The 26426-nt window shown below is 39.4% G+C and carries 22 protein-coding genes; 10 read left to right on the top strand and 12 right to left on the bottom strand.

Features of this window, described 5'->3' with window-relative positions; all coding sequences use genetic code 11:
- Positions 1-17: 17 nt before the first annotated feature.
- The 3 genes from D1013_RS19975 to D1013_RS19965 form a co-directional block, all read right to left on the bottom strand.
- Complete coding sequence (locus tag D1013_RS19975) at positions 18-422, bottom strand: response regulator (protein ID WP_121850499.1); 405 nt, start codon at positions 420-422, stop codon at positions 18-20.
- 62 nt (positions 423-484) lie between these two features.
- Positions 485-901 (bottom strand): response regulator, encoded by a 417-nt coding sequence (locus D1013_RS19970; protein WP_121850498.1) that lies wholly within the window; start codon positions 899-901, stop codon positions 485-487.
- A 2-nt stretch (positions 902-903) separates the two neighbouring features.
- Entirely contained in the window at positions 904-3111 is a 2208-nt protein-coding gene (locus tag D1013_RS19965; RefSeq protein ID WP_121850497.1) for a PAS domain-containing sensor histidine kinase, read from the bottom strand.
- Positions 3112-3358: 247 nt separating this feature from the next.
- Between D1013_RS19965 and D1013_RS19960 the strand changes: the two genes are divergently transcribed.
- The 3 genes from D1013_RS19960 to D1013_RS19950 are packed head-to-tail and all read left to right on the top strand — an operon-like array spanning position 3359 to position 5242.
- Positions 3359-3838, top strand: coding sequence for an ankyrin repeat domain-containing protein (locus tag D1013_RS19960; protein WP_317125486.1), 480 nt, complete (start codon positions 3359-3361; stop codon positions 3836-3838).
- On the top strand, positions 3838-4467 hold the full coding sequence (locus D1013_RS19955; RefSeq protein ID WP_121850496.1) for an NUDIX hydrolase: 630 nt from the start codon (positions 3838-3840) through the stop codon (positions 4465-4467). The genes D1013_RS19960 and D1013_RS19955 overlap by 1 nt, the downstream gene beginning before the upstream one ends.
- 1 nt (position 4468) lies before the next feature.
- Positions 4469-5242, top strand: coding sequence for an amidohydrolase (locus D1013_RS19950; RefSeq protein WP_121850826.1), 774 nt, complete (start codon positions 4469-4471; stop codon positions 5240-5242).
- Here the strand turns inward: D1013_RS19950 and D1013_RS19945 are convergent.
- Positions 5229-6845 carry an Ig-like domain-containing domain gene (locus D1013_RS19945; protein ID WP_121850495.1) on the bottom strand — a complete coding sequence of 539 codons (1617 nt, stop codon included), beginning with the start codon at positions 6843-6845 and terminating at the stop codon, positions 5229-5231. The two genes, D1013_RS19950 and D1013_RS19945, sit on opposite strands and share 14 nt — an antisense overlap.
- A 38-nt stretch (positions 6846-6883) precedes the next feature.
- Positions 6884-7474, bottom strand: a complete 591-nt coding sequence (locus tag D1013_RS19940) for a ComF family protein (protein WP_225621388.1) — start codon at positions 7472-7474, stop codon at positions 6884-6886.
- 176 nt (positions 7475-7650) lie between these two features.
- Between D1013_RS19940 and D1013_RS19935 the strand changes: the two genes are divergently transcribed.
- Both D1013_RS19935 and D1013_RS19930 read left to right on the top strand, forming a co-directional pair.
- Positions 7651-8547 carry a DUF8428 domain-containing protein gene (locus D1013_RS19935; RefSeq protein WP_121850494.1) on the top strand — a complete coding sequence of 299 codons (897 nt, stop codon included), beginning with the start codon at positions 7651-7653 and terminating at the stop codon, positions 8545-8547.
- A 37-nt stretch (positions 8548-8584) separates the two neighbouring features.
- Positions 8585-10129, top strand: a complete 1545-nt coding sequence (locus D1013_RS19930; RefSeq protein ID WP_121850493.1) for a glycine--tRNA ligase — start codon at positions 8585-8587, stop codon at positions 10127-10129.
- Positions 10130-10166: 37 nt separating this feature from the next.
- Here D1013_RS19930 and D1013_RS19925 read toward each other — a convergent pair whose 3' ends face one another.
- Positions 10167-12239 carry a TonB-dependent receptor family protein gene (locus tag D1013_RS19925; protein ID WP_121850492.1) on the bottom strand — a complete coding sequence of 691 codons (2073 nt, stop codon included), beginning with the start codon at positions 12237-12239 and terminating at the stop codon, positions 10167-10169.
- A gap of 152 nt (positions 12240-12391) precedes the next feature.
- Between D1013_RS19925 and D1013_RS19920 the strand changes: the two genes are divergently transcribed.
- Positions 12392-13156, top strand: a complete 765-nt coding sequence (locus D1013_RS19920; RefSeq protein WP_121850491.1) for an exodeoxyribonuclease III — start codon at positions 12392-12394, stop codon at positions 13154-13156.
- A gap of 75 nt (positions 13157-13231) precedes the next feature.
- Positions 13232-14272 carry an NADP(H)-dependent aldo-keto reductase gene (locus tag D1013_RS19915; protein WP_121850490.1) on the top strand — a complete coding sequence of 347 codons (1041 nt, stop codon included), beginning with the start codon at positions 13232-13234 and terminating at the stop codon, positions 14270-14272.
- A 97-nt stretch (positions 14273-14369) separates the two neighbouring features.
- Here D1013_RS19915 and radA read toward each other — a convergent pair whose 3' ends face one another.
- The 6 genes from radA to panC all read right to left on the bottom strand — a co-directional run bounded on the left by radA (position 14370) and on the right by panC (position 21605).
- Positions 14370-15731, bottom strand: a complete 1362-nt coding sequence (gene radA, locus D1013_RS19910) for a DNA repair protein RadA (protein WP_121850489.1) — start codon at positions 15729-15731, stop codon at positions 14370-14372.
- 91 nt (positions 15732-15822) lie between these two features.
- Positions 15823-18045, bottom strand: a complete 2223-nt coding sequence (locus tag D1013_RS19905) for a polysaccharide lyase family 8 super-sandwich domain-containing protein (RefSeq protein ID WP_162987957.1) — start codon at positions 18043-18045, stop codon at positions 15823-15825.
- 176 nt (positions 18046-18221) lie between these two features.
- Positions 18222-19364 carry an alpha/beta hydrolase gene (locus D1013_RS19900; RefSeq protein WP_121850487.1) on the bottom strand — a complete coding sequence of 381 codons (1143 nt, stop codon included), beginning with the start codon at positions 19362-19364 and terminating at the stop codon, positions 18222-18224.
- Between the two features lie 14 nt (positions 19365-19378).
- Positions 19379-20344 carry a lysylphosphatidylglycerol synthase transmembrane domain-containing protein gene (locus D1013_RS19895; protein ID WP_121850486.1) on the bottom strand — a complete coding sequence of 322 codons (966 nt, stop codon included), beginning with the start codon at positions 20342-20344 and terminating at the stop codon, positions 19379-19381.
- Between the two features lie 3 nt (positions 20345-20347).
- Positions 20348-20698 carry an aspartate 1-decarboxylase gene (panD, locus tag D1013_RS19890; RefSeq protein WP_121850485.1) on the bottom strand — a complete coding sequence of 117 codons (351 nt, stop codon included), beginning with the start codon at positions 20696-20698 and terminating at the stop codon, positions 20348-20350.
- A 61-nt stretch (positions 20699-20759) separates the two neighbouring features.
- Complete coding sequence (panC, locus tag D1013_RS19885; protein WP_121850484.1) at positions 20760-21605, bottom strand: pantoate--beta-alanine ligase; 846 nt, start codon at positions 21603-21605, stop codon at positions 20760-20762.
- A gap of 101 nt (positions 21606-21706) precedes the next feature.
- Between panC and D1013_RS19880 the strand changes: the two genes are divergently transcribed.
- The 3 genes from D1013_RS19880 (at position 21707) to glmS (ending at position 26367) form a co-directional block, all read left to right on the top strand.
- Positions 21707-22516, top strand: coding sequence for a glycogen/starch synthase (locus D1013_RS19880; protein WP_121850483.1), 810 nt, complete (start codon positions 21707-21709; stop codon positions 22514-22516).
- 5 nt (positions 22517-22521) lie between these two features.
- Positions 22522-24372: a DUF4270 domain-containing protein gene (locus D1013_RS19875; RefSeq protein WP_121850482.1), complete on the top strand. Its 1851-nt coding sequence runs from the start codon at positions 22522-22524 to the stop codon at positions 24370-24372.
- A gap of 147 nt (positions 24373-24519) precedes the next feature.
- On the top strand, positions 24520-26367 hold the full coding sequence (gene glmS / locus D1013_RS19870) for a glutamine--fructose-6-phosphate transaminase (isomerizing) (RefSeq protein WP_121850481.1): 1848 nt from the start codon (positions 24520-24522) through the stop codon (positions 26365-26367).
- The last annotated feature ends 59 nt before the right edge of the window (positions 26368-26426 follow it).

The raw sequence follows: 26426 nt of genomic DNA, 5'->3' as shown, positions 1-26426 counted from the left end.
AGCTCAAAAGGGAATAATTAGGTAGAGAACCTAGCTTTTAAGGTTTCATAGGTAACCGGTTTAGAAAGATAGTTTTTCTCTAGACCCAGTATTTTGGCGCGATTTCTATCAGCAGGATCAATTGACGAACTCATAATGAAGATATGAGGGGCAAGATGCTTCAAACTTTCATCTCTTTTGATGTCTTCAACAAATTCCCAACCGTTCATTACCGGCATGTTCAAATCAACAAAAATGATGGAGGGTAATTCTTCATTCACTTCAACTCTACGTTCGAAGGTCTCAAGGGCATCCAAACCATTTTCAAAAACTTCAGGTTCGGGGTCACAATCGGGGCAGAATTTTCGAAGGGCCCTTTTAAGCCCGAAAATTGATATGGCATCATCATCGACTATACAGATGTTTTCAAAACCTTTTTGCATCAAGAGTTAAGTTTTATTTATTCTGTGTGGGGATGATTTAAAAATACGACACAAAAAGTACTTTAACTACTCTGAACGCCACTTATCTGCTCTAAAACCGTATGCAGGTCTTCGCGAACCACTGGCTTAAGAATATAATTGTTGACGGCAGGGTAGTTTTTGATTCTCTCTAAGTCACGGGGATCGATAGAAGAACTGATGATGTAAATGACCACCTGTTCACGATTAGGGTTGGGTATTTGAACAAAATCATCTAAAAATTCCCACCCATTCATTATGGGCATATTTAAATCGAGAAAAATTACCGGAGGCAGTTTCAAATTATCCTCAACCATATCTGATAATCCATCAATGGCATCTTGGCCATTGTTGAATACAATGATTTCGTCACTAAAATCGACCTCCTTCATTATTCGCTTCGTGCTGTAAACAAAAATGGGGTCGTCGTCAATAATACAAGTAGTGTTAATTTTAGCCATCTCTATTTAATTTGAGTCCTGTCAAAATATAATTTGAAAGTGGTTCCCTTGTTAACCTCACTCTCAACTTCAATATGACCGTTCATCGCTTCAATTTGGTTTTTGGTAATGAAAAGGCCAATGCCTTTGGCATCTTTGTTTCTATGAAAGGTTTTGTACATTCCAAAGATTTTCTTTCCGTGTCTCTTTAGATTAATGCCCAAACCATTGTCTTCAAAGCTTAAAATTACATTTTTATCAGTAATTTCTGAAGATATCTTCAACAAAGGCGCTCTATCGGGCGAGCTGTATTTAATTCCGTTGGTAAGTAAATTAAGAAAAATACTATCTACGTAAGCTGGTATGCCCATGATATTCAAATTTTTGGGCATATCAACTTGGCATGTAACATCTTTTTCTTGAAAGAGTACGCTCAGATTTTTCTTAACGGTGAACAAGGTATCGTATAAATTGACCAGTACCATTTTTTCTGAGGCACCTACCTTTAATTGTACCACATCATTCAAGTGAATGACTGTTTCATTCAAACTTTCTGATGCATCCTTCAACATTGAGTGAATTTCTGTCACTTCCGCTTCGTCTTTCTCGCCAGCTAAGAAACCAGTAAGCATTGATAGATTGGTGGCGTGCGATCGTAGATTATGAGAGACGATGTGCGCAAAATTCAAGAGGCTGTCATTTTGGTTTTTGGTCACCTCAAGCAATCGGGTCAATTCCTTTTCAGCTCTAATTCGATGGGTAATGTCCATAATTTGAGATACGAAGTGCGAAAGGTCGCCATCGATATTTCTCACAGCGGTCACCGTTAAAATGGCGTATACCGTATGCCCTTTTTTATGCAGGTATCGTTTCTCTATTCTATAACTGTCTCTTTTGCCATCGATAACCTCATATAAAAGTTGTAGGTCTTTATCCAGATCATCTACATGTGTGATATCTTGAAAGGTGGTCTTTAGAAGTTCTTCTTGCGAATACCCCAGCTTTTCGCACAATCTTTTATTAACTCTGATCCAATTACCTTCGATGCCGACCAATGCCATACCCGTATTGGATCGTTCAAATGCCTCATGAAAAGATTCTTCGCTCTTTTCAAGCATCATTTGAGTTTGAGTGAGTTCTGTAATATCAAGATTGGTACCAATCATTTTGATTGGTTTGCCCTTACTATTTTTTAGAATGACGGCCCTAGCACCAATATGTTTTACTTGTCCGTCGGGCCATCTCACCCTGAATTTGGTGTTATAATCTTTTTCTCCTTCTAGTGCGGCGGCATGGGTTTTAGATAGAGCTTCCATATCCTCGGGCGTCATTATCGATGTCCAATCCTCCGTATTGTTAGGATTAAATTTTTTCCTTTTTACCCCGTAAAGGGCATACATGTTGTCATCCCATACAATGTTTTCAGTAGTCAGGTCATATTCCCAAATACCGATTTTAGACCCGGTTGTGGCTATCGCCAGCCTATTGGAGACCTCATTAAGTTTGAGCTCCATTTTCTTTTCATCATCAATATCTTGAAATGTTCCGAAGATACGAACACACTTGCCGTCACGCATTTCAACATCGCCCATTGCCCGGACCCATTTTTCCCTTCCTTTGGCGGTTACTATGACCAGCTTGACATCCCATGGTGTCCCTGTGGTTATAGCCCTATCCACCACCTTGTTGATAGTATTTCTATGTCTTCCCTCTTTATAAAAATTAATACCCTCTTCTAATTTGGGTACATAATCGAGGGGAACTTCATGAATTTCTTTGGTAATATCAGTCCAGAAAAGGTCATTGGTCAATAGGTCGATTTCCCATCCTCCGATACGGGCTACCTCCAAGGCGCGTTGGTGAATGACTTCTTTTTTGCGCTGTTCCGTTACATCTTCAAGAACAACTATAAGACCGTCTATTTCACCCGCTGAATTCTTTTTAGGGTTCACCTTCCACTTGAGCCATTTAAAGGCCCCATTGTCCGAAAGAAATTTTTTGCCGGTATGTTCACTCGATTGTCCTTCAAGTGCCAACGGAAGCACATCGTTAAGGTCTAAGGGTAAATTTGGCATAATGTCGAAGAAAAACTTTCCTTCGATATCTGTATGATCAGGGCAGAATTGATGTAGCCAAACAGTGGAATAATTTTGAAAACGACAGTCCTCATCAAGTAGGGCAATGGCTACTGGAGAATCTTTTATAAGTGAATCAACGGTCAGTGCATCCAATTATTTAGGGGAATTTGGTTAGTGTGAAGTTAAAAATAAAGTTTAAAGTAGGAAAATAACTAACTGGCTATGGACATTTCTTTCAAATTTTTTGCCGACGTCGTACGAAGTCAGCTTTCAAACTATAAACAAAAGCGATGAAGCCATAATATTAAAATACGCTTTATAAACTTTGTAAACATCGATTTTCGTAATTTACAATGACAACTTAATACTATAGATTAACTGCTTTTTCGGGTGAATTATTATGGCAAACATGAATGAAGATTTTTTAAACGACATTAGGGAGGGTAATGTGACCAAGGTAGAGAAGAAGGTTCAACAAAATCCAGAATTGATAGGTCTAAAAGACCAACGCGGCTCTACACCCTTAATATTGGCAACCTACTACAATCAATTTGATATTGCCCAATTACTTTTAAACCAAGGGGCCGGGGTAGACGAAGTTGACGGGGCGGGCAATACCGCCTTAATGGGAGTCTGTTTTAAAGGCTATGACCAATTGGCCGAACTTCTGGTCGAAAACGGAGCGAATGTCAATCATAGAAATGCAATGGGCGGTACTAGTCTTATTTACGCCGCAACTTTTAAGAGGCCTGAGATAGCAAAGTTATTACTGGCAAACGGCGCTGATAAATCGGTAAAAGATAATCGGGGTCAAACAGCCCTTGATCACGCCAAACTTCAGGGTTCCGATGAGTTGGTGCAACTTTTAGAGCGAGATTGATGGGTTTAACGAATGAAGATCAGCTTACTTTAATAAAACGATTAAAGGCTATAGCCGAAACAGGTCTTGTGTACGCTGAAAGCGATTATTCCGAAGAGCGATATACCGAAATAAGACAAATAAGCCTTCAATTATTGAGTCATTTGTCAAATTCTGAATTATCAGTTTTAGACAATTTCTTTTTACCTGAGAAAGATTATCCAACCGTAAAGGTAGATGTTAGGGCCTTTGTGCTAAATGACAAACAGCAAATACTTTTGGCAAAAGAGCGTATAGATGGTAAATGGACGATTCCTGGAGGATGGGCCGATATCGGCGATACGCCTTCGGAAGCTGTACTGAAAGAAATTAAAGAAGAGACGGGGCTGGAGGCCGAGGTGAAACGGTTGTTGGCGGTTTATGATAAGCGTTGTCACCCGCACCCACCGCAACCATTTTATATTTATAAGCTTATATTTTACTGCGAAGTTAAAGGAGGTCATCTAAACCACGGATTCGATATGCAAGGAGCTGATTATTTTGATGTGGATAAATTACCCGAGCTATCGGAGGACAGAATTTTGAAATCTCAAATTGAACACCTGTTCGAATTGACCAATAATGGTTCAAATCAAGTTTATTTCGACTAAAATGAAAGACCAGCTAAAGATTGCGTTGATACAGGCACCTCTTGTTTGGGAGAATCCCGAAGCCAATAGAAACTATTTTGAGAACAAATTGGCTGATGTAAATGAGGAAATTGATATGATGATTCTGCCGGAAATGTTCACGACTGGGTTTACCATGACCCCTCAAAATATCCACAGCTCAGAAGGAGAAAACACTTTGGTATGGATGAAAAAGTTGGCCCAAAAACAGAATGCCGCCATTGTTGGTAGCATTGTTTATGAGGCACAAGAATTCTTTACCAATCGTTTGTTTTTTGTGAAGCCGGATGGCGGAATTGACTATTATGACAAGAGGCACACTTTTACCTTGGCAGGTGAAAACGAAGTATATAACTCGGGTGCTAAAAAGTTGATTGTCAATTTTAGAGGCTTCAAGATTTGCCCGATGGTTTGTTATGATTTAAGATTTCCGGTTTGGGCCAGAAATGTCGAGAAATATGACGTATTGCTATATGTAGCTAATTGGCCAAAACCCAGAGTCGGAGCCTGGGATGCACTTTTAAAGGCTAGGGCTATTGAAAATATGGCCTATTGTGTTGGCGTCAATAGAGTAGGTGTAGACGAGAAGGGGCATAAATATTCCGGCCACTCTGCTACATACGATTGCTTGGGCGAGCAATTGGCGTACTCCGAAAGGGAAGCTATTCTCTATTCAACTATCGAAAGAAACCACATCGAGGAAACTAGAGAGAAATTAAAATTCTTAGAAGATATGGATGACTTTACTCTCGAATAGTAAAGGTTTCCACTTTTTCCCAGTTGGCACGAATCTCGATAACGTCTGGGTAGTAACTTATTTTTTCGGGTTGTCTTTTTTTGAGGTAGCTGCCAGTATCCCATTTGCCGTTATCATTAGTGTCGAAAATAACCCTTAGCAGGTACATCGCTGGCTCTAAATGGTTGAATTCAAATGATTGGGGCTCTCTTGCGACAATCTCCCTTTTGAGGGTGCCTTGTTCATCCGTGAGTTGAACTATTAAAGGGTATCTATCTTCTTTGACGTTTACTTCAAATCTGAGGTTTCCATAATCGGCATAACTGCCAGTGGAAAGAAAATAAGCGGTAGTATCATTGCTTTGACCAAAAAAGTCGGTTATAGCACCTGGTAGAAGGTCTAATTGATAGCTTTGATTGGGTTCTCGTTCAAACTTAAAGTCAACTTTATTCTCTATACTATCTAAAGATGCCAAATAGGAAACGGGCAGCGAATCTTGGTTCATCATGCTCATTTTTGTGGTATCGACCTCACTGATAGGTGTGTTTGATGCTATATAGAAAGGCAGACTAAAACTTAAGGAGCCACTTTGATTAGGGTTCAATCGCATAGAATCAATACCCACTTTTCTGTTTTTAACAGTAAAGGTATCCCTGACCATTAAACGCTCATTGGTTACGGTGAAAATGAGAGAGTCCATTTCAAAGGGTGTCAGCCAGTAGTTGAGCGTATCTTTATCACGTTCTTTTACCACTTTCGTCCTTACAGTATCGGGTAAGGCCGTAAGAGGTTCGATTTTCACACCTGAGGCATCCCCATAATAACCAAATTGAATCCGGTTTTTAGCCACTAAACTGGGCACTGCCATACTAAAATTGGGCACTTCTTTGAACAGTGTCAGCACATAGGTAGAATCTGTGGGCAAAGTAATCGTGTCGTTCAAAAAGGCAATCTTATCGGCATTTTGATCGAAAATATTATTCTTTCCTGCGTCTTTGAGTGCGAATAACTTGTACTGACCCTCCTTCAAATTTTTTAATCTAAAGATTACGGCACTATCAAGTGTATTGGTGATATAGTTGGGTGGTTTCTGAAAAATAGTAGAATCGGTATATGCCGTATCGATTTCGTATAGCATTACGCTGATAAAATCATCAGCCTTTTTTTTGAAGGCATCTCTGACCGCCCCAGATAATCTTAAAGAGTCGATATAATCACCCGTAGAAAAAACATAGGTTAAGAAACTACTTGGGTTGCCTTCATTGTTATCTTGAACGCTTTGCCCAAAGTTGAGGGTGTAAGTGGTATTTTCTCGTAAGGTATCCTTAAATTTAAACTCAACATATCTGTTGGCACCCCCTTGAGGCGTAATTTCAGGCTGATATTTCAATGGAGGGGAAACTATTAATTGATTTTGTACATCCTCCAATTTGATGAGTTCATTAAAGTAGAGGCGAATTTTACTCGCCTTGAAATTGATAGTCATGCTATCGGGCTCGGTTCTGACCAATTTAGGCGGCGTTATATCTTTCGGCCCTCCCGAAGGGCTGCCTTTTCTGGCGCATTGCCATACAGTAAGAGCGATGAAAACTAAGAAGAGAAAGGCCACCAACCTACGAACCATAATCGTAAAATCTAGGCCACAAAGAAACAACTAATTTTTCAATTGCCAGTTTTAGGAACCACTGCCATACTGGCTATATAGATGGTGGTATTTGTGCCTTTTGATAGTGCTTGGGCACAAATTTCCATAGTTCCTCCGGTTGTAATTACATCGTCAACCAATAGTATTCTTTTGTTGTTGACTCGCGATGGGTCTTGCAATTTGTAAAGTGATTTTTCTTGTTGCCATCTGCCCACCCTACTTTTACGTGTTTGTGTTTTGGTATTTGATGTTTTGACCAAAAGATTATCAACGTATTCAGCTTTTAGATAGAATGCGAGTTTCTGGGCAAATTTTGAAACTTGGTTATAGCCTCTTTTTCTTAGTTTTTTGAAATGTAGGGGTACGGGTATAACCAAATCAATAGTATTCTTGAGCTCGTGGTTTTCTAGTAGCTGTTGCCCATACCAGTCTCCTAGAAAATCGCCTATATGTTCTTGGTTTCTGTATTTTAGGTTGTGTATGACTTGTTGAACGATGCCTTTTTCAATGAAAAAGAGGAACGAACTGGCCTTTTCTATGTTAATTCTACCATAAAATATACGGTCTACTGGGTTTTCTTCGTTAAAAGTATAATCGGTGAGTGGCAAATTGTTCCGACAAACTGTACAGAGCGTTTCCTCTCCTCTGATTAAATGGTCATTACATCCAAAACACACCCTTGGAAACAAAACCGAATTGATATCTATTAGTATATTTGTTAACTTTTTGTACAGCAAAATCTTAAGTCTTAAAGCCCAACTTACCTAAAGCTCATCCGTTCCCAATGAACGTTCAAGATAACAAATTCAATTACAAGATAATTTTTGCTGCCTTAGTCGCTGTGATTATAGGTATTTTGATTGCATTCTATTATAGCTATGCCCAATCAAGAAGCGAAATAGCTTTCTTGGAAAGGGAAAAGCAGATCTTGGTGCAAGATTTAAGCCTTATGAAGACCGATGTAGATCGATTATCGGCTCTCAACGAGGTAAATGAAATAGAACTGGAAAGTTCAAAGTATCGAATTCAGCAATTATTGGATTCTGTCGGTCAATTGAACTTTACGGTTGAAAAGCTAAGGGAATACAAGACCGAACTCCGCAGGTTAGAAGCCAAGAACGATAGTCTTAAGCTTAAGAATAATTTCTTGAGATATAACAATGTTCTGCTTACCGAAAAATACGAAAAGACGAAACAAGAGCTTGAGCAATTAAAGGGCAAGAGTATATCGTTGGCAGAGGCCGAAGCTTTGCAAAGACAAAAAATTCAAGAACTTAATAGAGAGCTTAAATCAAAGAGTTATTTAAGTCTACAGGCTACAGAAGGCAGTGGTTTCCGTTTGAGAAGTGGCCGTCCTATCAATACCAATAAAGCCTCGATTATCGAAAAGTTACGTGGCTGTGTTACTGTACTTGCCGATATAACCGAGATGAATACCACTAAGGTTATTTACTATCAGTTTCTAGATCCCAATATGAAGGTTATAGAAGACAACGCCAATACAATCTCATTTAACGGCAACGTATACAGCAAAAGGGTCGAGTTCAATTTTGATGGTGAAGAAACCACTATCTGCGATTTTATAACCATTCCTCAGGGTTCGTTGGAAGAAGGTACGTACAGGCTTAATATTTTTGAAGGCCAGAAACTGTTGTCTTCCACAGAATTTGAACTGAAATAATTTTTTTTGACTTTCCGTAATATCCTATTTTTGCCGCATGGCAAAACAAGAAGACGATTTTAAGAGGGTAATTTCCCATGCTAAGGAATATGGTTATGTATTCCAATCAAGTGAGATTTATGATGGGTTGAGCGCTGTTTATGACTATGCTCAGAATGGCTCTGAACTTAAGAAAAATATAAGGGATTATTGGTGGAAGGCCATGGTGCAACTGAACGATAATATCGTCGGTATAGATGCTGCCATATTTATGCACCCCACCACGTGGAAAGCTTCGGGCCACGTAGATGCTTTCAATGATCCGCTTATTGATAACAAAGACTCTAAAAAAAGGTATAGGGCCGATGTTTTAGTAGAAGATTATGTTTCAAAAATCGAAGCAAAAATCGAGAAGGAAGTTGCTAAAGCAGCCAAGAGATTTGGCGATAAGTTTGACAAAGAGCAATTTTTGGCAACCAACCAACGTGTTGTTGATTATCAAGAACAAGCAAATACGATACTTAAAAGATTGGCCAGATCCTTGGAAAAGGAAGATTTGGCCGATGTAAAAAAGTTGATTGAAGAACTTGAGATAGCTTGCCCAATGTCAGGTTCAAAAAACTGGACCGATGTTAAGCAATTCAATCTTATGTTCGGAACCAAGCTCGGTGCCTCTGCCGAAAGTGCTATGGATCTTTATCTTAGGCCAGAGACTGCGCAAGGTATTTTTGTCAACTTCTTGAACGTACAGAAAACGGGAAGGATGAAAATTCCTTTTGGGATCGCACAAACCGGAAAGGCTTTTAGAAACGAGATTGTCGCGAGGCAATTTATTTTTAGAATGCGGGAATTCGAACAAATGGAAATGCAGTTTTTCATTAAGCCGGGAACCCAGCAAGAATGGTACGAGAAATGGAAAGAAACCCGTATGAAGTGGCATCTTTCTTTAGGAATGGGAGAGGATAACTATCGTTTTCATGACCATGAAAAATTGGCCCACTATGCAGATGCCGCTGCCGATATAGAATTTAGATTTCCTTTTGGCTTTAAAGAATTGGAGGGCATACACTCTCGAACCGATTTTGATTTGGGCAGCCACGAAAAGTATTCAGGAAAAAAACTACAGTATTTTGACCCCGAAACTCGTGAAAGCTATGTGCCCTATGTATTAGAAACGTCAATTGGTCTTGATCGTATGTTCTTGGCCGTTTTCGCAAATTCTCTACAGGAAGAAGAACTGGAGAACGGAACTTTTAGAACTGTTTTGAAATTACCGGCTGTTTTGGCTCCTACAAAAGCGGCAGTTTTTCCGTTGGTTAAAAAAGACGGTCTGCCGGAAGTTGCCCAAGAGATTGTTGATGACCTTAAATGGGATTTCAATGTTCTTTATGATGAAAAGGATGCTGTGGGGCGACGTTATAGAAGACAGGATGCTAATGGTACCCCTTTCTGTATCACGGTTGACCACCAAACTCTAGAAGATAAAACCGTTACAATCCGCTATCGGGATAGTATGGAGCAAGAGCGTGTGGCCATTGATGATTTGAAAAGTATCATTCATCAAGAGGTCGATATGAAAGGGTGGCTTAAAAAGATGCTTTAAACTTTAAAAGGAATCTGGCCTTACTCCAAGTAAATAATTACAGCTGATAACCCAATCGTAGGCTGCCGTAATAATTTCTTGCATCACCGGGATAGTAATAGCGGGGTTCACCGCCAAAACTTCCGGCATTGATAAGAACTGACGAGGCATAAACTTCATCAAAAATATTATTGATTCCGAAATCGGCACCCAATGTAAATTTGGGTGTCAATTTTTTGTGGTATCCTAATCTGGTAGTAAATACGGTATAAGGATCGCTTTCCAAACTATTGTCATCCCGTAGGGGAATTTCCGAAACATGTCTGTGGGTAATATTCCAATAAAAGTCTTGGAACAAACGCAGCTGAATACCGGCTGTTCTTTGTTGTTTTGGCACTCCTGTCAAAGGGTTACCAGAATACACTTCATCTTCGTCAACAAAGTCTACGAACTTATGGTCATTGAGGGTAAAGCTCAAAAATGGCGATAAAACTATGTTTGAATTTATATTCCACCTATAATCCATGGTGATTTCTAACCCCCTGTGTTTGGTCTTACCTGCATTTCTGCCAATATATTGGTCTTCGGCAACTCTTTCGGCCACTAAAAGGTTTTTTACATCCATTTGATAGCCCACTAGATTTAAATGAAACCGTTTTTGATGTAAAAACAGCTCTGTTCCGATTTCATAATTGATGCCGATTTCTTGCGCTATATCTGGGTTGATCACACCTTCTGGGGTGAGAGTTTGTTCGACTGTAGGGTTAGAAAAACCTCTACTGATATTCGTGAAGAATTGCAGGTCTTCGTTCATGCTATATTGAAGGTTCAAACTTGGCAAAAAGATGGTTTTAAAACTTCGTTCTGCACTCGTATTGGCCGCACCCGTATTAAATTTATCACGAAAATCGTAGCTGGTCTTATTGATGTTGAAGCCCAACTGTGAACTTAATTTTTCTGTTATTGGAAATAATACAGTGCCAAATAAGTTGAGTTGCCTCCTGAACTCTTTATTGTCAGCGAACAAATTGCCTTGTAGGCTGCCGTTACTTTCTGTTTCAAGAGTTTCATATAAGGCCCAATCATACTCATCTTTATAAAGCTCCCCTCCAAAAGAATATTCCGTAACCGTTTCGAAAATGGAGAAATCACCGGTAAAGTTGGTTCGAATTCCGTAACCATTTGTATGTTCATCAAGAAAACCTAAAGGTCTGGGCCTTTTTTCAAAGTGATCTAAATAACTATAGAAAACACTGGTAGAATTCGACAAATGCTCACTGATCGAGCGTTTATAGTTCAAGCCTACCAAAGTATAGTTATTTGCCTCGTAACCCGAAACGCCTCCCCAATTGGCGGCGGCCTGTGTTGGGTCTTCTGCAAACGCCGTTGCTCCGATAGAACTGGCGATGTGCGCAGTATAGTCAATATGGTTGACCAAGAGACCAAGCGTATTTTTATCATTGATCTTGTAAGATGTATTAAGCAACAATCCGTCTCTGTCAAAACGGCTGTTATCACGATAGCCATCAGTTTCCATATGGCCATACTGAAGGCCGACCCGTAACTTGCCGTCATTATGATTGAACGAAAGATTGTTCTTTATCATTCCGAATGAGCCCACTGTAAAATTGTTATTCAGGTTGGTCGAATTGCCAATGGCCTTTTTTGGTGTTAAAATTATGGCGCCCCCAAGGTTGGAGCCAAAAGAAGATGCCTTCGGGCCTTTAATGACCTCAATCTGACTCAGGTTTTCTAAGTCAAAGGCCTCGATGGTCGAAAAACCTGAACCATCTGTTACAGGAATATCGTTATAATATAATTTGAGCTTATCGGTGCCAAAAGCAGTTCTACTGCCTATACCCCTAATAGTTATACGGTTGGTGTTCAAAGCTCCGGAGAGAATGAAAACTCCCGGTATTTGATTTACCGAAGAAGCCAAATCGGCAGGGCTATAATTCTGGAATATTTGGGCCGATATAACCGAAGATGGCTCAATACCTATGGCATTTTTGGTTTTCAAGGCATCTAACAATATCACTTCATCCAGTTGGGTGATACTATCATTTTGTGAATTGTTTTGGGCAAAGACTAAGGCGGTAAAAAGTAAAAAGGGGAATGTAAGTGCTTTCATTTATGAGGCTGGGTAAGTACCAAAAATACGGCTAAAATCTTAACCAGTCGTAAATAGAGTGCTTCTTTGAAATAAGCGGAGAACGGGTAAACTCACCACACGTTTTTTTAATACTGGGCTAATACCTATTTTGCCATTAATTCTTCAAATGCATGAAAATAGTTTCTTATAACGTAAATGGGGTGCGTGCAGCTTTAAACAAAGGTCTTTTGAATTGGTTGCAGGCCGTCAAACCTGATGTTGTCTGTTTACAAGAGATAAAGGCCATGAAAGAGCAGCTTGATCTTACCCTTTTTGAAGCCGCAGGCTTTCCTTATCATTATTGGTTCAGTGCCCAAAAGAAAGGCTATAGCGGTGTGGCCATTTTATCAAAGATTAAACCCGATTTCATACAAGTTGGCACCGGCATTGATTACATGGATTTTGAGGGAAGGAACATAAGGTGCGATTTTGGAAATTTGTCGGTCATGAGCATGTATCTGCCATCAGGTACTAACTTAGCCCGTCTTGAACATAAATTGACCTATATGGCCGATTTTCAGAAATATACCGAAGAGCTCAGAAAGAACCATCCGAACCTTGTTGTTGTAGGCGACTTCAATATTTGCCATAAGGCAATTGATATTCACAACCCTGTAGGCTTAAAAAACGTATCAGGGTTTCTACCTGTTGAACGTGAATGGATAGGTAATTTTATTAATAGCGGGTTTATAGATAGTTTTCGTCACTTCAACAAAGAAGCTGATAATTATACTTGGTGGAGTTATAGGGCCAATGCCCGGGCAAACAATAAAGGCTGGCGCCTTGATTATGGCATGGTAGCCGAACCATTAAGGGATCAACTTAAAAGGTCTGTTATTCTTAAAGATGCCAAACATAGTGACCACTGTCCGATTTTACTAGAAATCGAAAATTAACCTGAGCAACAGACTTAGGCCATAGGTTTTGCTTAAATTTGGGTTTTTCAAGAAACAACACCCCAAATAAACAACATGAAGTACACCCAACTTCCGCACACCGATATTGAAGTAAGTAAAATTTGCCTAGGTACAATGACCTGGGGAAATCAAAATACGGAGGCTGAAGGTCATGAGCAAATGGATTATGCTGTTGATCAAGGAATCAATTTTTTTGATACCGCCGAGCTTTATCCCATTCCTGCCCATCCCGATAGGCATTCGGTCACAGAAAAAATTATTGGCACTTGGTTTAAGAAGAACGGCAATCGCGATAAAATTATTTTGGCCTCGAAGATTGCCGGAAAGGCGGAGATGACCAAGTTCATTCGCACAACGGGTTTTAGTAAAGAGTCGATAATTGAGGCGGTCGAAGGTAGCTTGGGTCGCTTGCAAACAGACTATATCGACCTTTATCAACTTCATTGGCCAGAAAGAAACACCAACTATTTTGGAAAGAGGGGTTATAAACACGATGTTTCTGACCATTGGCAAGACAACATTCATCAAGTATTGGAAACTCTTCGTGATTTGGTAAGGGAAGGGAAAATTCGACACATAGGAATATCGAACGAAACCCCATGGGGTACGATGCGTTTTTTGATGGAAAGTAAGGTGCATGCTGGGCTACCACGCTCCTTGACTATTCAAAACCCCTACAATTTATTGAACCGATTGTTCGAGGTAGGTCTTTCTGAGATTTCCATGAGGGAGAAAATCGGATTGTTGGCCTATTCCCCTTTAGGTTTCGGTACCTTATCAGGAAAATACCTAGGTGGAATGAAACCAGCTAACGGACGAATCAGTCTTTTTCCGCAATACAATAGATATAGTAGTGAAACGGCGGTGAAAGCTACGGAAAAGTATCATCAACTGGCAAAAGAAAACAACCTGTCGCTTACTCAGATGGCTTTGGCGTTCGTTAATACGCGACCATTCGTAACAAGCAACATAGTGGGTGCGACTACCATGACTCAATTGAAAGAAAATATAGGTAGTATCGATGTTAAACTGACAGACGATGTGCTAAAAGGTATAGAAGAGATTCATAATCAAATCCCTAATCCGGCACCATAAGTATGATTTTCTTAAAAGTAGGGTTAGGGCAATTGGTGCTAATTGTCTTGGTAATTTTGGTCATTTTAGTTTGCGCTAGAATTATGAGAGATAGGCGCTAGCCGAATAAATCGCCAACAACATCTTCGATTCTAGCAGCTTTGTGAACGGCTATTTTTGTATTCTTTAAACTAATCTTATTGTTTTTTGATACGTAGATCGAGGTGAAGCCCAATTTTTCAGCTTCCAAGATTCGTTGGTCAACTCGTTGTACGGGCCTTATTTCTCCTGCCAGACCTACTTCGGCGGCAAAACAGACTCCCTTTTCAATTGGAATATCTTCATTGCTTGAGAGTATGGCGGCAATTACGGCAAGGTCAATAGCGGGGTCGTCAACAGATATTCCACCTGTAATGTTCAAGAAGACGTCTTTCGCCCCCAGTTTAAAACCGGCCCTTTTTTCCAAGACGGCCAGAAGCATATTAAGTCTTTTTGCGTTGTAGCCAGTAGTCGACCTTTGCGGGGTGCCATAAACTGCAGTGCTGACTAATGCCTGTATTTCTATCATTAATGGCCGCATACCCTCGATAGTAGAAGCGATTGCCGTACCACTTAGTTTCTCTTCGTTTTTTGAGATCAATATTTCAGAAGGGTTATTGACCTCTCGAAGGCCAGCGCCCTGCATTTCGTAAATACCAAGTTCTGCGGTAGATCCAAATCTATTTTTTAAAGACCGCAAAATTCTGTAGACGTAATTTCTGTCTCCCTCGAACTGTAGAACCGTGTCTACCATATGCTCCAATATCTTAGGGCCGGCTATTGATCCGTCTTTGGTGATATGACCGATCAAAATGACCGGGGTATTCGTTTCTTTGGCAAATTTCATCAGTTCGGCGGTACATTCCCTAATTTGAGAAATACTTCCGGCGGCAGATTCTATATAATCGGAGTGTAAGGTTTGAATGGAATCGATTACCACAATATCAGGTTCCGTGGCTTCTATTTGGCGAAAAATGTTCTGTGTTTTTGTCTCGGTCAGAATATAACAATTCTCGCTATCGGGGTGTATGCGGTCAGCACGCATTTTTATCTGCTTTTGGCTTTCCTCCCCCGAAACGTACAATGTTCTATAGGGTAGTTTTAAAGCGATTTGCAGTAATAATGTACTTTTTCCAACACCAGGTTCGCCACCCAATAGCACCAAAGCACCAGGAACCAAACCTCCGCCTAGAACCCTGTTGAACTCAAGGTCAAAAGTATTTAACCTCAGTTCCTTATCGGTGCTAATTTCATTTACACGAAGGGGTTTAGAAACTTTTTTGGCGGTGTTCGAAGTAGTTTTCCAACTTTGCTTTTCCTCCTTCTGAACTAACTCTTCTACAACTGTATTCCATTGTTTGCAAGAACTACATTGACCGACCCACTTGGAGTACTGGGCACCACAATTTTGACAGAAATAAGCGGTTTTTGTTTTGGGCATGAACTACCTTTTAAGAATAGGGTAAAGGTAATGAGTAAATTATAGATTACTTGGCTTCTTAAGAAGTGAATGTGGTTAAATGGTCATTAGATTAAAGTTGCAGGGTAACTGTACTGCCGGCATCAACACCCACTGGCATATTAATTTTTATGTGGGATTGTTTTTCACGTTTTTCCCACTTTGCCGAAAAGTGCTCCCCTTGTTCGTTTATTTTGGCAGATACTGTAAGCTGCATTTGTAAAAGTTCTCTGTTTGGATCAGAAACTGATATTTGGTTTATGTTATTTCCATCGATTTTTAGCATAACTATTCCCGGAGTAGTTGAGGTTAGTTCTAGATATTCGTTAAGTTTAATTGTGCCTCCCTTATAAAAAACCACTTGATAAATGCCTAGGTCGTTATTTTTTACGGCCTGTAGGTAAGGGGTGTTTGAAAGGATGGATATAGCCTCGTTGATATCTGAATTCTTTAAGTTATCTATTGTGGTTGCCGGCTTTACTATGTATTGATAAGACAGGTTTTTGGGTTTCGCCCCATGATCTAACCATATGGCAAACACATCTTTGGAAATTTGTTCTTTGGAGGATGTGACTTGTTTATTGATTCTCCACCAACTTCCACTTTCTTGTTGATTTTTTACATATACCGTTGTTGGTTTGGGAAATACGTATCCTATGCCATCTTGAAATACCCAGCTGGTGTTATCAATCTTTTCTATACCTGGTTTTAATTCTAGTAGGGTATTATTACTGAAAACAGCAGGTTGACTTCGTAGCAATGTTTGATTTAATGTTGTTACGATTTTATCACTATCATTATCGGCCGAAATACCGGCCCCTAGACAAACAAACTCTGTGTCAAAAAAGAACCAAGATTTTCTGGCAGTTAGAGTATCGCTTAATGTTTTAAAGTCGAATGCCACCGCGCCATATGTGCCGTCGGTTACCGCTCCTACAAAATCTGTATGCCCTAATTTAGTAATTTCTTTAGGGGTTGGCATTTTGTCATTTTGGGCAATGGTGGCTCCAGGAATCTTGCGATAATCGTAGACAGGCCAGATGTCGAAATACTCATCACCAGAAATTGAAATATGGTTGGCACCATCGCCCCTGTAGTGGTTCATTAATCCTTCACTATTGTAAGGTTCTTCCATGTTGTGCACTCTGGTAGAATACATTCGCACAGATGTAAAGAAATTTGGACGTTGAAATGTAAAGTGCTCGGAATGTCTAAAATAGGTGGCGTGGGAAATTATATCGCCCTTTTTATCTTGCCTAAGATTAATTATCGACCGTAATTCTTTTTTTCTATAATCGGAAAGCGATAATAGCTTTTCAGGCATGTCAGGATTAAAAGGTTTTAGAGATCCAGGTCTGCTCATACTTCTATTTTTAGCACCTGGATCAGGAAATTTGCCATATATGGAGGTCTTACAAATACCATCTAAAAAGTAATCGGTCAACTCTTCTATTTTGGAGTTTGAAAATGAATATTGGGTGTCATCAACAAAGACGGCCCACTCGATAAATGCACTGGCATATCCCAGACCGTATGACAAGGTATTGTTGACCCCATCTCCTCTATGGTGAAAACTATTGTCGTACTGAATACCCCTACCATTTGCTTCTCTGCTACCAAAACCTCCTTCGCCGTCTCTAAATCCATAACCAAAAGTGTCACCAATCCATGGTACACGCTTTATTTCATTTTCAATCACTTTAATGACATGTTTGAAATTTTCATGATTATCTAGAAACAACATATTTTTAGCCTCAATACCGGCTATTTTTACCCTGTCGCCCCCAGGTCTTGCCCCTTGAGCATTCACATTGGCCCTGTTGATAATAGGTTGTAGCTCATTAATTAAATCTGAAGGTAAATCGTCATTCATAAGCAGACATATTCTTACCATTAAATCAGGAATGCCAATCTGATTATACCACCAGTTATCACATATGTAATCATTGTCAGCCCAGTGTTTAAGAGCCTTTATAATCGTATTTTTAACTTGAGGTTTTTTAAAGAACCGGGAAGAATCTGTTCTATATGACTTTGCAAGGGTAAGAATGTTGCTGGCGTGAAAACGATGTAGAAAACCTTCTCTTGATACATCGCTATAGTCAATTTCTGGCCATGTGCCGTTATCCTTTATTGAAGAAAGAATTTTTTCGACATCGTTGTTTGATACTGGGTCTAATATAGAGGAAACAACCCTTTTCTTGATTGTTTGTAAATCGAGCTCGTTACTAAACAGGATTAGGTGGGATAGTAAGCACATTAGGCATAATGCGTACACCCTAATTTTGTTAATCATTTTGACAGTTCTTGGTTGTTGGTCTGCCCCAAGGGAGGTTGTAAGGTTTCCTTCAGGAAGAGAATTTAAAGGTAAATTCCTTTGAAGATACAAAAACCAATAGTAACTACGTCAATTAATTAGTTGTCTAATGTCTTTTAAAGGTAGGTGATAAATAGGAGTTTAAGGGTTAAATTCTAATACCCGAAGTCAGCCTTTAAAGCGTCAATTTTTTCAAGGGCCATTTCTTTGGTCAAGAAATCAATCTCATCCATTCCGAAAGCTTTTTCAAAAGTTTTGAGAGCTTTTTTAGGTTCCCCTAATTGCTCATAATATTCTCCTTCGAAATAAAAGCCCATCATGGTGTCAGGAAACTCTTTCTTGCAAAGATCTGATAGCGGTTTTAACGATTCGATATCTTCCTTTTTTCTGCTGGCCGCGTAGATGGCCATTATATCGTTGAGGTCGACTGTCTTTTGAATGCCGAACAATTCTTCAATGCCCTTGTATTTATTCTCTAAATATTTAAATACAGGGTCTTCTGAGGTCAAAATTTCTTCTTTATATTCTTTTGGACTTATGGGTTTGAACATGCCGAATATATTATCGAAGGCCTTACCGATACCATAGGTGGCTACAGAAATGTGGTCTGCACTCTCATATTGATGAAAGTTGTAGTGCAGGGTTTCTTTTTCGATTGCCTTAATAGCATTGTGCATTGCCATTATTCTGGGGGTATCTTTATTTTTTTCGCCTTCCACTATTAGTTCGTAGAACATTTGTTTATCGAAAGCCGACAAGCGAGAAGGAACCCTATTTTCCATTTCTGGAGCCAAAGTGGGAGAAATATTGATGTAGGCATTAAAAAGAGAGTTTTCTTTAAACAACCAGTAATTGGTATAATTGGCTGTAATGTCATAACCAACTACCATCTTAAATGGCGCCGTACTGTAGTTCAAGTCTAGATATGGAATGATTTCCATTCCTAAAAATTCGAAAAACAACTTTCCTTTTTCTGAAGGAAGACCATCTTCTTCATTCCATGCGCAATCATCGAAACGTATGCTTTTTTTACTTTGATCGATACCTACTACAATACTCGCGGGCATACCATGAAATTGGTTGTAGAATTTGGCATTGGCTACCACTTGATCGAACAAATATTCGGCATCGAGCACTACAATAAGAGGATATTTTTTTTCCTTGTCATAGTCCTCTGGAAAATAATATCTCACATCTCTTCTTTCTTGTAGTTTGAAAGATTCGAATATTTCTTGGGTAACTTGACCGTATATACCGGAACACACCAAAAGTGCGATAAAAGTAAATTTGCGTAGCATGGTTAAATGTTTGGCTATCTATTTCTGTTCAATAACGGTAATAGCAGAAAAGATATTGCACCAAATACAACAACCATTAAAGTCTGGGCAATCCACATAATCCAACCATAAGCGTCTCCCGAAACCTTGCTGATTCCGTAAATGGCGAGTGCTTTGCTGATGGCCAGTGGATATAGCCCTATACCGCCATTGGTAAACATCATCGCCAGAGAGCCGGCTAAGAAGGCGACAAGCAGTTCGCTGGTGGTAAGGCCCAATGTCTCGGGCACCGTAAATTTAATGACCCACAGCATGCCAATATAGCATGCCCAAATAAACACGGTGTGAGCAATGAACGCCCACTTTTTTTCCATTTTAAAAATGCTCAGAACACCGTCCGAAAGGCCTTTTAGAAATGATTTTAACCGAACTGCAAAAGGTTTGGTAGACTTTTTAATGAAAACCAAGAAAAGAATACCGACTAAAACAGCCAATGCCAGTAATAACAAGATTTTATTTAAGGGTATGCCAATGTTGTCTAAATAACCTAAAATAATATCGGTCTGTAATAATAACGTTATCAGTATAACAAGCAAAAGCATGATTACATCGATAACCCTTTCGGTAATAATCGTTCCGATTCCTTTATCGAACGGAACCCCTTCGTAGGTGGTTAGTGCCGTGGCTCTCAAAATTTCCCCAGCCCTGGGAATGCCAAGGTTGGTGAGGTAGGCCATTAAAATGATGAAAGTGTTATTGATGATTTTTGGCCGATAGCCCAAAGGCTGTAAAAGACAATTCCATCGTATAGCTCTTGAGATATGGCCTAGAATGCCAAGTATCATCGAAGCACCTACCCAGAGCAAATCAGCATTCTTGATATAAAAAATAATTTGCTTTATCTCCTCTTCTGATGTGGAATAGTACCAGTATAAAACCAAAAAAACTCCCAATGCAATTGGGAGTAAGGTCTTAAGTATTTTTGTGAGGGTCGTCTTCAATGATTAATTCAACAAGTTGTTCTGTTCGTTAGGAAAAACCAAGGCGGGATTAAATTCTTTCGCTTCTTTGATATCCATCCAAGCATAGGTGATTAAGATCAGTATGTCGCCAACGGCAACTTTTCTGGCTGCTGCCCCGTTTAAGGTTACTTCACCACTGTTTCTTGGTCCTGGTATTGCATAAGTTTCTAGCCTTTCACCGTTGTTATTGTTAACGATTTGTACCTTTTCGCCCCTGATGATATTAGCAGCGTCCATAAGGTCTTCATCTATAGTAATACTACCGATATAATTTAGGTCGGCGCCAGTAACTTTAACTCGGTGAATTTTAGATTTTACAACTTCTATTTGCATGGCACAAAGGTAAATATAAATTTTGCGATGACACTTCTGGCTTTCGGTTGCTCAAAGGTCATTAGTTAAGGGCAATGTTGTCTATCAGTCGCACCCCTCCGGCATAAACGGCAATAAAGGCCCTATATTTTTCAGATTTCAGTTTTTCTTCGATCGGTTTCAATGTTTTAACATTGGCGATTTCAAAATATTCCAGTTCTAATTCCGGTTGTTTTTCAAATGCGCTAGTCACCCAATCCTTCACATAAATAGCACTTTTCATGCCAAATTTTGTCTTGGCAGTCAACAAGGTTTCGTAAATAAAACCTGCTTTTAGTCGAAGAGCAGAGCCCAACCTTTCATTGCGCGAACTCATTGCCAGACCGTGCGCTTCCCTAACTATCGGACAGGGTATTATTTCTACAGGAATCTGTTTTTGTTCAACCAGTTTCTTTATAATTTGCAACTGCTGAAAGTCTTTTTCCCCAAAATAGGCTTTGTTCGGTTCGACCAATCTTAAAAGGGCCTCCACTATGGTTCCGACACCATTGAAATGATCGTCTCTAAAGGCACCCTCCATAACTTGATCTAAACCTTCGAAATCATAGGCTTTTGATTCTACTTGATTTCCGTACATCTCCGATTCTGAGGGGGTGAAAATTATGAGCTCATCGGAAACGTTCTTAAGAAGGTCGAGATCGGCCTCGAGCGTTTTGGGGTACTTCTCAAGATCTTCTTGTTTGTCAAATTGGGTCGGGTTTACAAAAATGCTTACGACAGTTAGTGCGTTTTCGTCGACGGCCATTTTCACCAAAGAAATATGCCCTTGATGTAGGGCGCCCATAGTAGGGACAAGGCCTAAGGTGTTCGTTGGTTCTAAGCCTGCTACCGCTTTTTTTAACTCATTCTTGGTGCTGCAAATCAACATGGGTTTTATTTAAAAGCGAGCAAACTTACTATATTACAGCTAATCTGCATAATTTTTGTAATTTTGCAGCCACGTTACACCAAAAGAAAAAAGCAAAATACATGAATGGTAAAAAGATATTGTTCGTATCGTCGGAATTAGTACCCTATCTTCCGGAGAACGAAGTTTCCTTAATGTCTTACGAAACTCCGAGGATGGTAAACAGTAACGGTGGCCAGATTCGGATTTTTATGCCAAGGTACGGCAATATCAATGAGAGAAGGCACCAATTGCATGAAGTCATTCGATTGTCGGGCATGAATTTGGTTATCAATGATATGGATATGCCTTTGATTATCAAGGTGGCTTCTATTCCCAGAGAAAGAATTCAGGTATATTTCATAGATAATGACGAATACTTCAAAAGAAAGGCGACTTTCTCCGATGCTGACGGCAATTTATTTCCCGACAATGACCAGCGAGCTATCTTTTTTGCCAAGGGCGTTGTCGAAACGGTGAAAAAGTTGAATTGGACTCCCGATATTATACATGTTCATGGTTGGATGGCCTCTCTTTTGCCTCTATATCTGAAAAAGTATTACGCCGATGAGCCTCTTTTTGATACAAGTAAAATCGTAATTTCTGTTTACGGTAAGTCATTCGAGGGTGAATTGGAAAAAGATATGATCAAAAAAATAGCTTTCGATGGTATACCCGAAGAAAGTATTTCTGCTCTTGAAACCCCTACGTATAATAATTTGTTAAAAGTTGCCGTAGATCATTCCGATGCCGTTATTTTAGCCGCGGAAGAAATTCCGGCAGACTTGAAAGACCATATTTCCAACCTAGAAAAACCGGTGTTGCCTTACGTTTCTTTGCAAGAGTTTGAAGAAGCGTATGCTAATTTTTATAACACTGAAGTTTTAAAATAGTCCGAATGACATTTTTAAAGAATTCAATTTTTGCTGCTTTGGCAGTGGGTTTTCTAATGGCCTTTGTAGTGTCTTGCGAACAGGATCCTACCACTATTGGGTCTGGGGTAATTGGCAGTTCACCTTTTATTACTGATAAGGCTGTTTTTGATGTTTATGCCTACAACAAAAAGATAAAGGCCGTAAGTACCAATAAATTGCCTATTTATCAATTGGGTTCTTTTACTCATCCTGTTTATGGTAAAACAACGGCTAGTGTAACTTCGCAAGTGCAGTTGTCAAGTGTAAATCCGACTTTTGGGATAAATTCACAAGCTCAAGAAGATAATCCGAGTAGTACAATCGCTACGCAAATTCCCGAAAACGAAAAAATCGACTCTGTTTATCTCTATATACCTTTTTTGACAAACCCAGGAGGGGACTCTGATGGTGACGGGCTGGTAGATGAACTGGACCAGTATCCCGATGACCCGGCAGGTGACTCTGATGGTGACGGACTGTCAGATGCGCAAGAAATAAATCGTGGAACCGACCCTAATGATTCTGATACCGACGACGATAATATTGGAGATGCAGAAGATGATGATTTTACCGCCAACCAATACAAAAAAACACTTGATATTGATAGTCTTTTTGTGGATGGAAAATTGTATGGCCCATCTACAGCGGTAGGCCCCTTAAATTTAAGAGTTGAAAGGTCAAGCTACTATCTGCGTGATTTAGACCCTAATGCTAACTTTCAAGAGGCTCAAGAATATTATAGCAATCAAGAATTTTCTCCAACTTTTGTTGATAGCTTACTATTCGACGGGGAAGTAACAATTAACCCAGATCAGATAGCTCTTAAAAGTAGAGATGATGCTTCAACTGAAGATGTCGATGAGTCGGAAAACTTCACTTATCTGAATCCTGGGATCAGGGTTCAATTAAGCAATGAATTTTTCCAAAATAATTTCATTAATAAAGAGGGAAGTGCAGAGCTCTTGAATCAAGAAAATTTCAAAGACTTTTTTCGGGGTATTCATTTATCGTTAAACGGGGTGTCTAATGAGGTAATGATGCTGTTCGACATTAAGAATGCAAATATTACCATTTCATACAGTTACGACACTGCCGATTCTAATGGTGTTGTAACAGAAGGTAATGGCAAGCGTGATTATGTCTTGAATTTTTTAACTGCTGTGGTTGGTAGTACTGGTCAGGCTACTGGTCAGGTTAATGGCAATGCTGCCAATACCTATATTAATGAAAGTTACCCAGCTGAAATTTCTGATGCTATTACAAGTGAAGAAAATGCAGAAAAGATATACCTTAAGGGTGGCTCAGGTACAATGGCCGAAATAAAGCTTTTTGATGAAGAGAATGGCCGTTCTGTAATTAATCAGATTAAGTCAAACAATTGGATTATTAATGAGGCCAATTTAGTATTGTATGTAGATGATAATAGTGATGTTGCTACGCCTCCTAGTTTGTATTTGTACAATACAGAGACCACTTATCCGGTCTATGGAATACCTTCAAATCAGAATGATCAATCAGTCAGAATTTTTGATTATGATGGCAAGCTTGAAAGAACAAGTGCTGGTAAAGCATTAAAATATACCATTAAAATTACCGAGCACATTAATGACTTGATTGTTAGAGACGCTCAGAATGCCACGTTAGGTTTATCTATAGCTTCCGCATTAAACAGAACGGGGTTGCGTAACTCCATTTTGCCCGATGATAGCGAGGAAGAAGTTCCTTTAACGTCAACCCTCAGCCCATTAGGAACTGTACTTTACGGCAGCAATGTTGCCCCTGAAAATTTAGATAAAAAGCTTAAGCTTGAAATATTCTATACTGAGGTAGAGTAGAGTAGTTAGCGTCAATTTTCTTCTCTTGAATTCAACATACTATTCAAGAAAATACCCCGTTTAACATTTTATAGAACCGTTGTTTTTAAAAGGTTCTTGTACATTTGTTTGAAACACTAACTCACTTCAGCTATAAATTACTAATATATGTGTGGAATAGTAGGGTATATCGGTCATAGAGATGCTTATCCGATTATAATTAAAGGACTTAGAAGACTTGAATATCGAGGTTATGATAGTGCTGGTATTGCATTATATGACGGGGAAGATATCAACTTATCAAAAACTAAAGGGAAGGTAGAAGACCTTAAAAAGAAAGCCGATAAATCAATATCTACTTCAGGGGCTTTAGGTATGGGACATACAAGATGGGCAACACACGGGGTGCCCAACGATGTTAACTCACACCCCCATTATTCGAATTCAGGTAATTTGGTCATTATACACAATGGGATCATTGAAAACTATGAATCCATAAAAAAAGAGTTGATAAAAAGAGGCTATACTTTTCAGTCCGACACCGACACCGAGGTTCTAGTTAACCTGATTGAAGAAGTCAAAAAACAGGAAGATGTAAAGTTAGGTAAGGCCGTTCAAATAGCCTTAAATGAAGTTGTTGGCGCGTATGCCATTGCCGTATTTGATAAACAAAAACCAGATGAGATAGTAGTGGCTAAATTAGGTAGCCCTTTAGCAATCGGTATTGGTGAAAATGAGTACTTTATCGCTTCGGATGCGTCACCTTTCATCGAGTACACTAACAATGCCGTTTATCTTGAAGATGAAGAAATGGCCATTGTAAGACTGGGCAAAGAAATTAAATTACGTAAAATTAAGGATGACGCGATAGCCTACCCCAATATTCTTGAACTCAAAATGAATATTGAACAGATCGAGAAGGGCGGATATGACCATTTTATGTTGAAGGAAATTTATGAGCAACCTAGGGCTATCTTAGACACCTATCGAGGTCGTTTGCGTGCCGATCAAGGTATTATCAAGATGGCCGGTATTGATGAGCATCTAGAAAAATTCATGAATGCCAATAGAATAATTATCGTTGCCTGTGGTACGTCTTGGCATGCCGGTCTTGTAGCCGAATATATTTTTGAAGATTTAGCACGGGTTCCGGTCGAGGTCGAGTATGCTTCTGAATTTCGTTACAGAAATCCTGTGATAACAAATAAAGATGTTTTGATTGCTATTTCGCAATCTGGAGAAACTGCCGATACCTTGGCAGCTATCAAACTTGCAAAAGAAAAAGGTGCGTTTGTTTTTGGCGTTTGTAATGTAGTTGGTTCTTCTATAGCTAGAGAAACCGATGCGGGAGCTTATACGCATGCCGGGCCGGAAATTGGGGTGGCTTCTACCAAGGCATTTACTACTCAAATCACAGTTTTGACGCTAATAGCCTTAAAATTGGCCAAGGAAAAAGGTGAATTTTCAGAATCTAAGTTCCATGAATTTTTAACAGAGTTGGAAACTATTCCCGCCAAAGTTGAAAAGGCCTTGGAATCAAATCCCCTAGTTGAAATTATATCTGATGTTTATAAAGATGCGACCAATTGTTTATACTTGGGTAGAGGGTATAATTTTCCTGTAGCACTCGAGGGCGCACTTAAGTTGAAGGAGATAAGTTATATTCATGCAGAAGGTTATCCTGCGGCTGAAATGAAACATGGTCCCATAGCCCTAATAGATGATCAAATGCCGGTTTTTGTAATCGCTACCAAAAAAGGGCATTATGAAAAAGTGGTCAGTAATATTCAAGAGATAAAATCTAGAAAAGGAAAAATCATAGCTATCGTTACCGAAGGTGACGAGCAAGTAACAGAATTGGCCGATCATGTTATAGAGGTTCCAGAAACTTTGGAAAGTCTTTCGCCATTACTTACTACCATTCCGCTGCAGCTATTATCATACCACATTGCGGTAATGAGGGGTTGCAACGTTGACCAGCCACGAAATTTGGCCAAATCGGTTACGGTAGAGTAATTTTAACAACTTATAAGCAATATTTTTTAAGGGTCACGGTTCTTACCGTGGCCTTTTTT

It is taken from the genome of Euzebyella marina (genome assembly GCF_003687485.1).
Classification (GTDB): Bacteria; Bacteroidota; Bacteroidia; order Flavobacteriales; family Flavobacteriaceae; genus Euzebyella; species Euzebyella marina.
The sequence above is the reverse complement of the archived record's forward strand: the minus strand, read 5'-3'. Positions and strand labels throughout refer to the sequence as shown.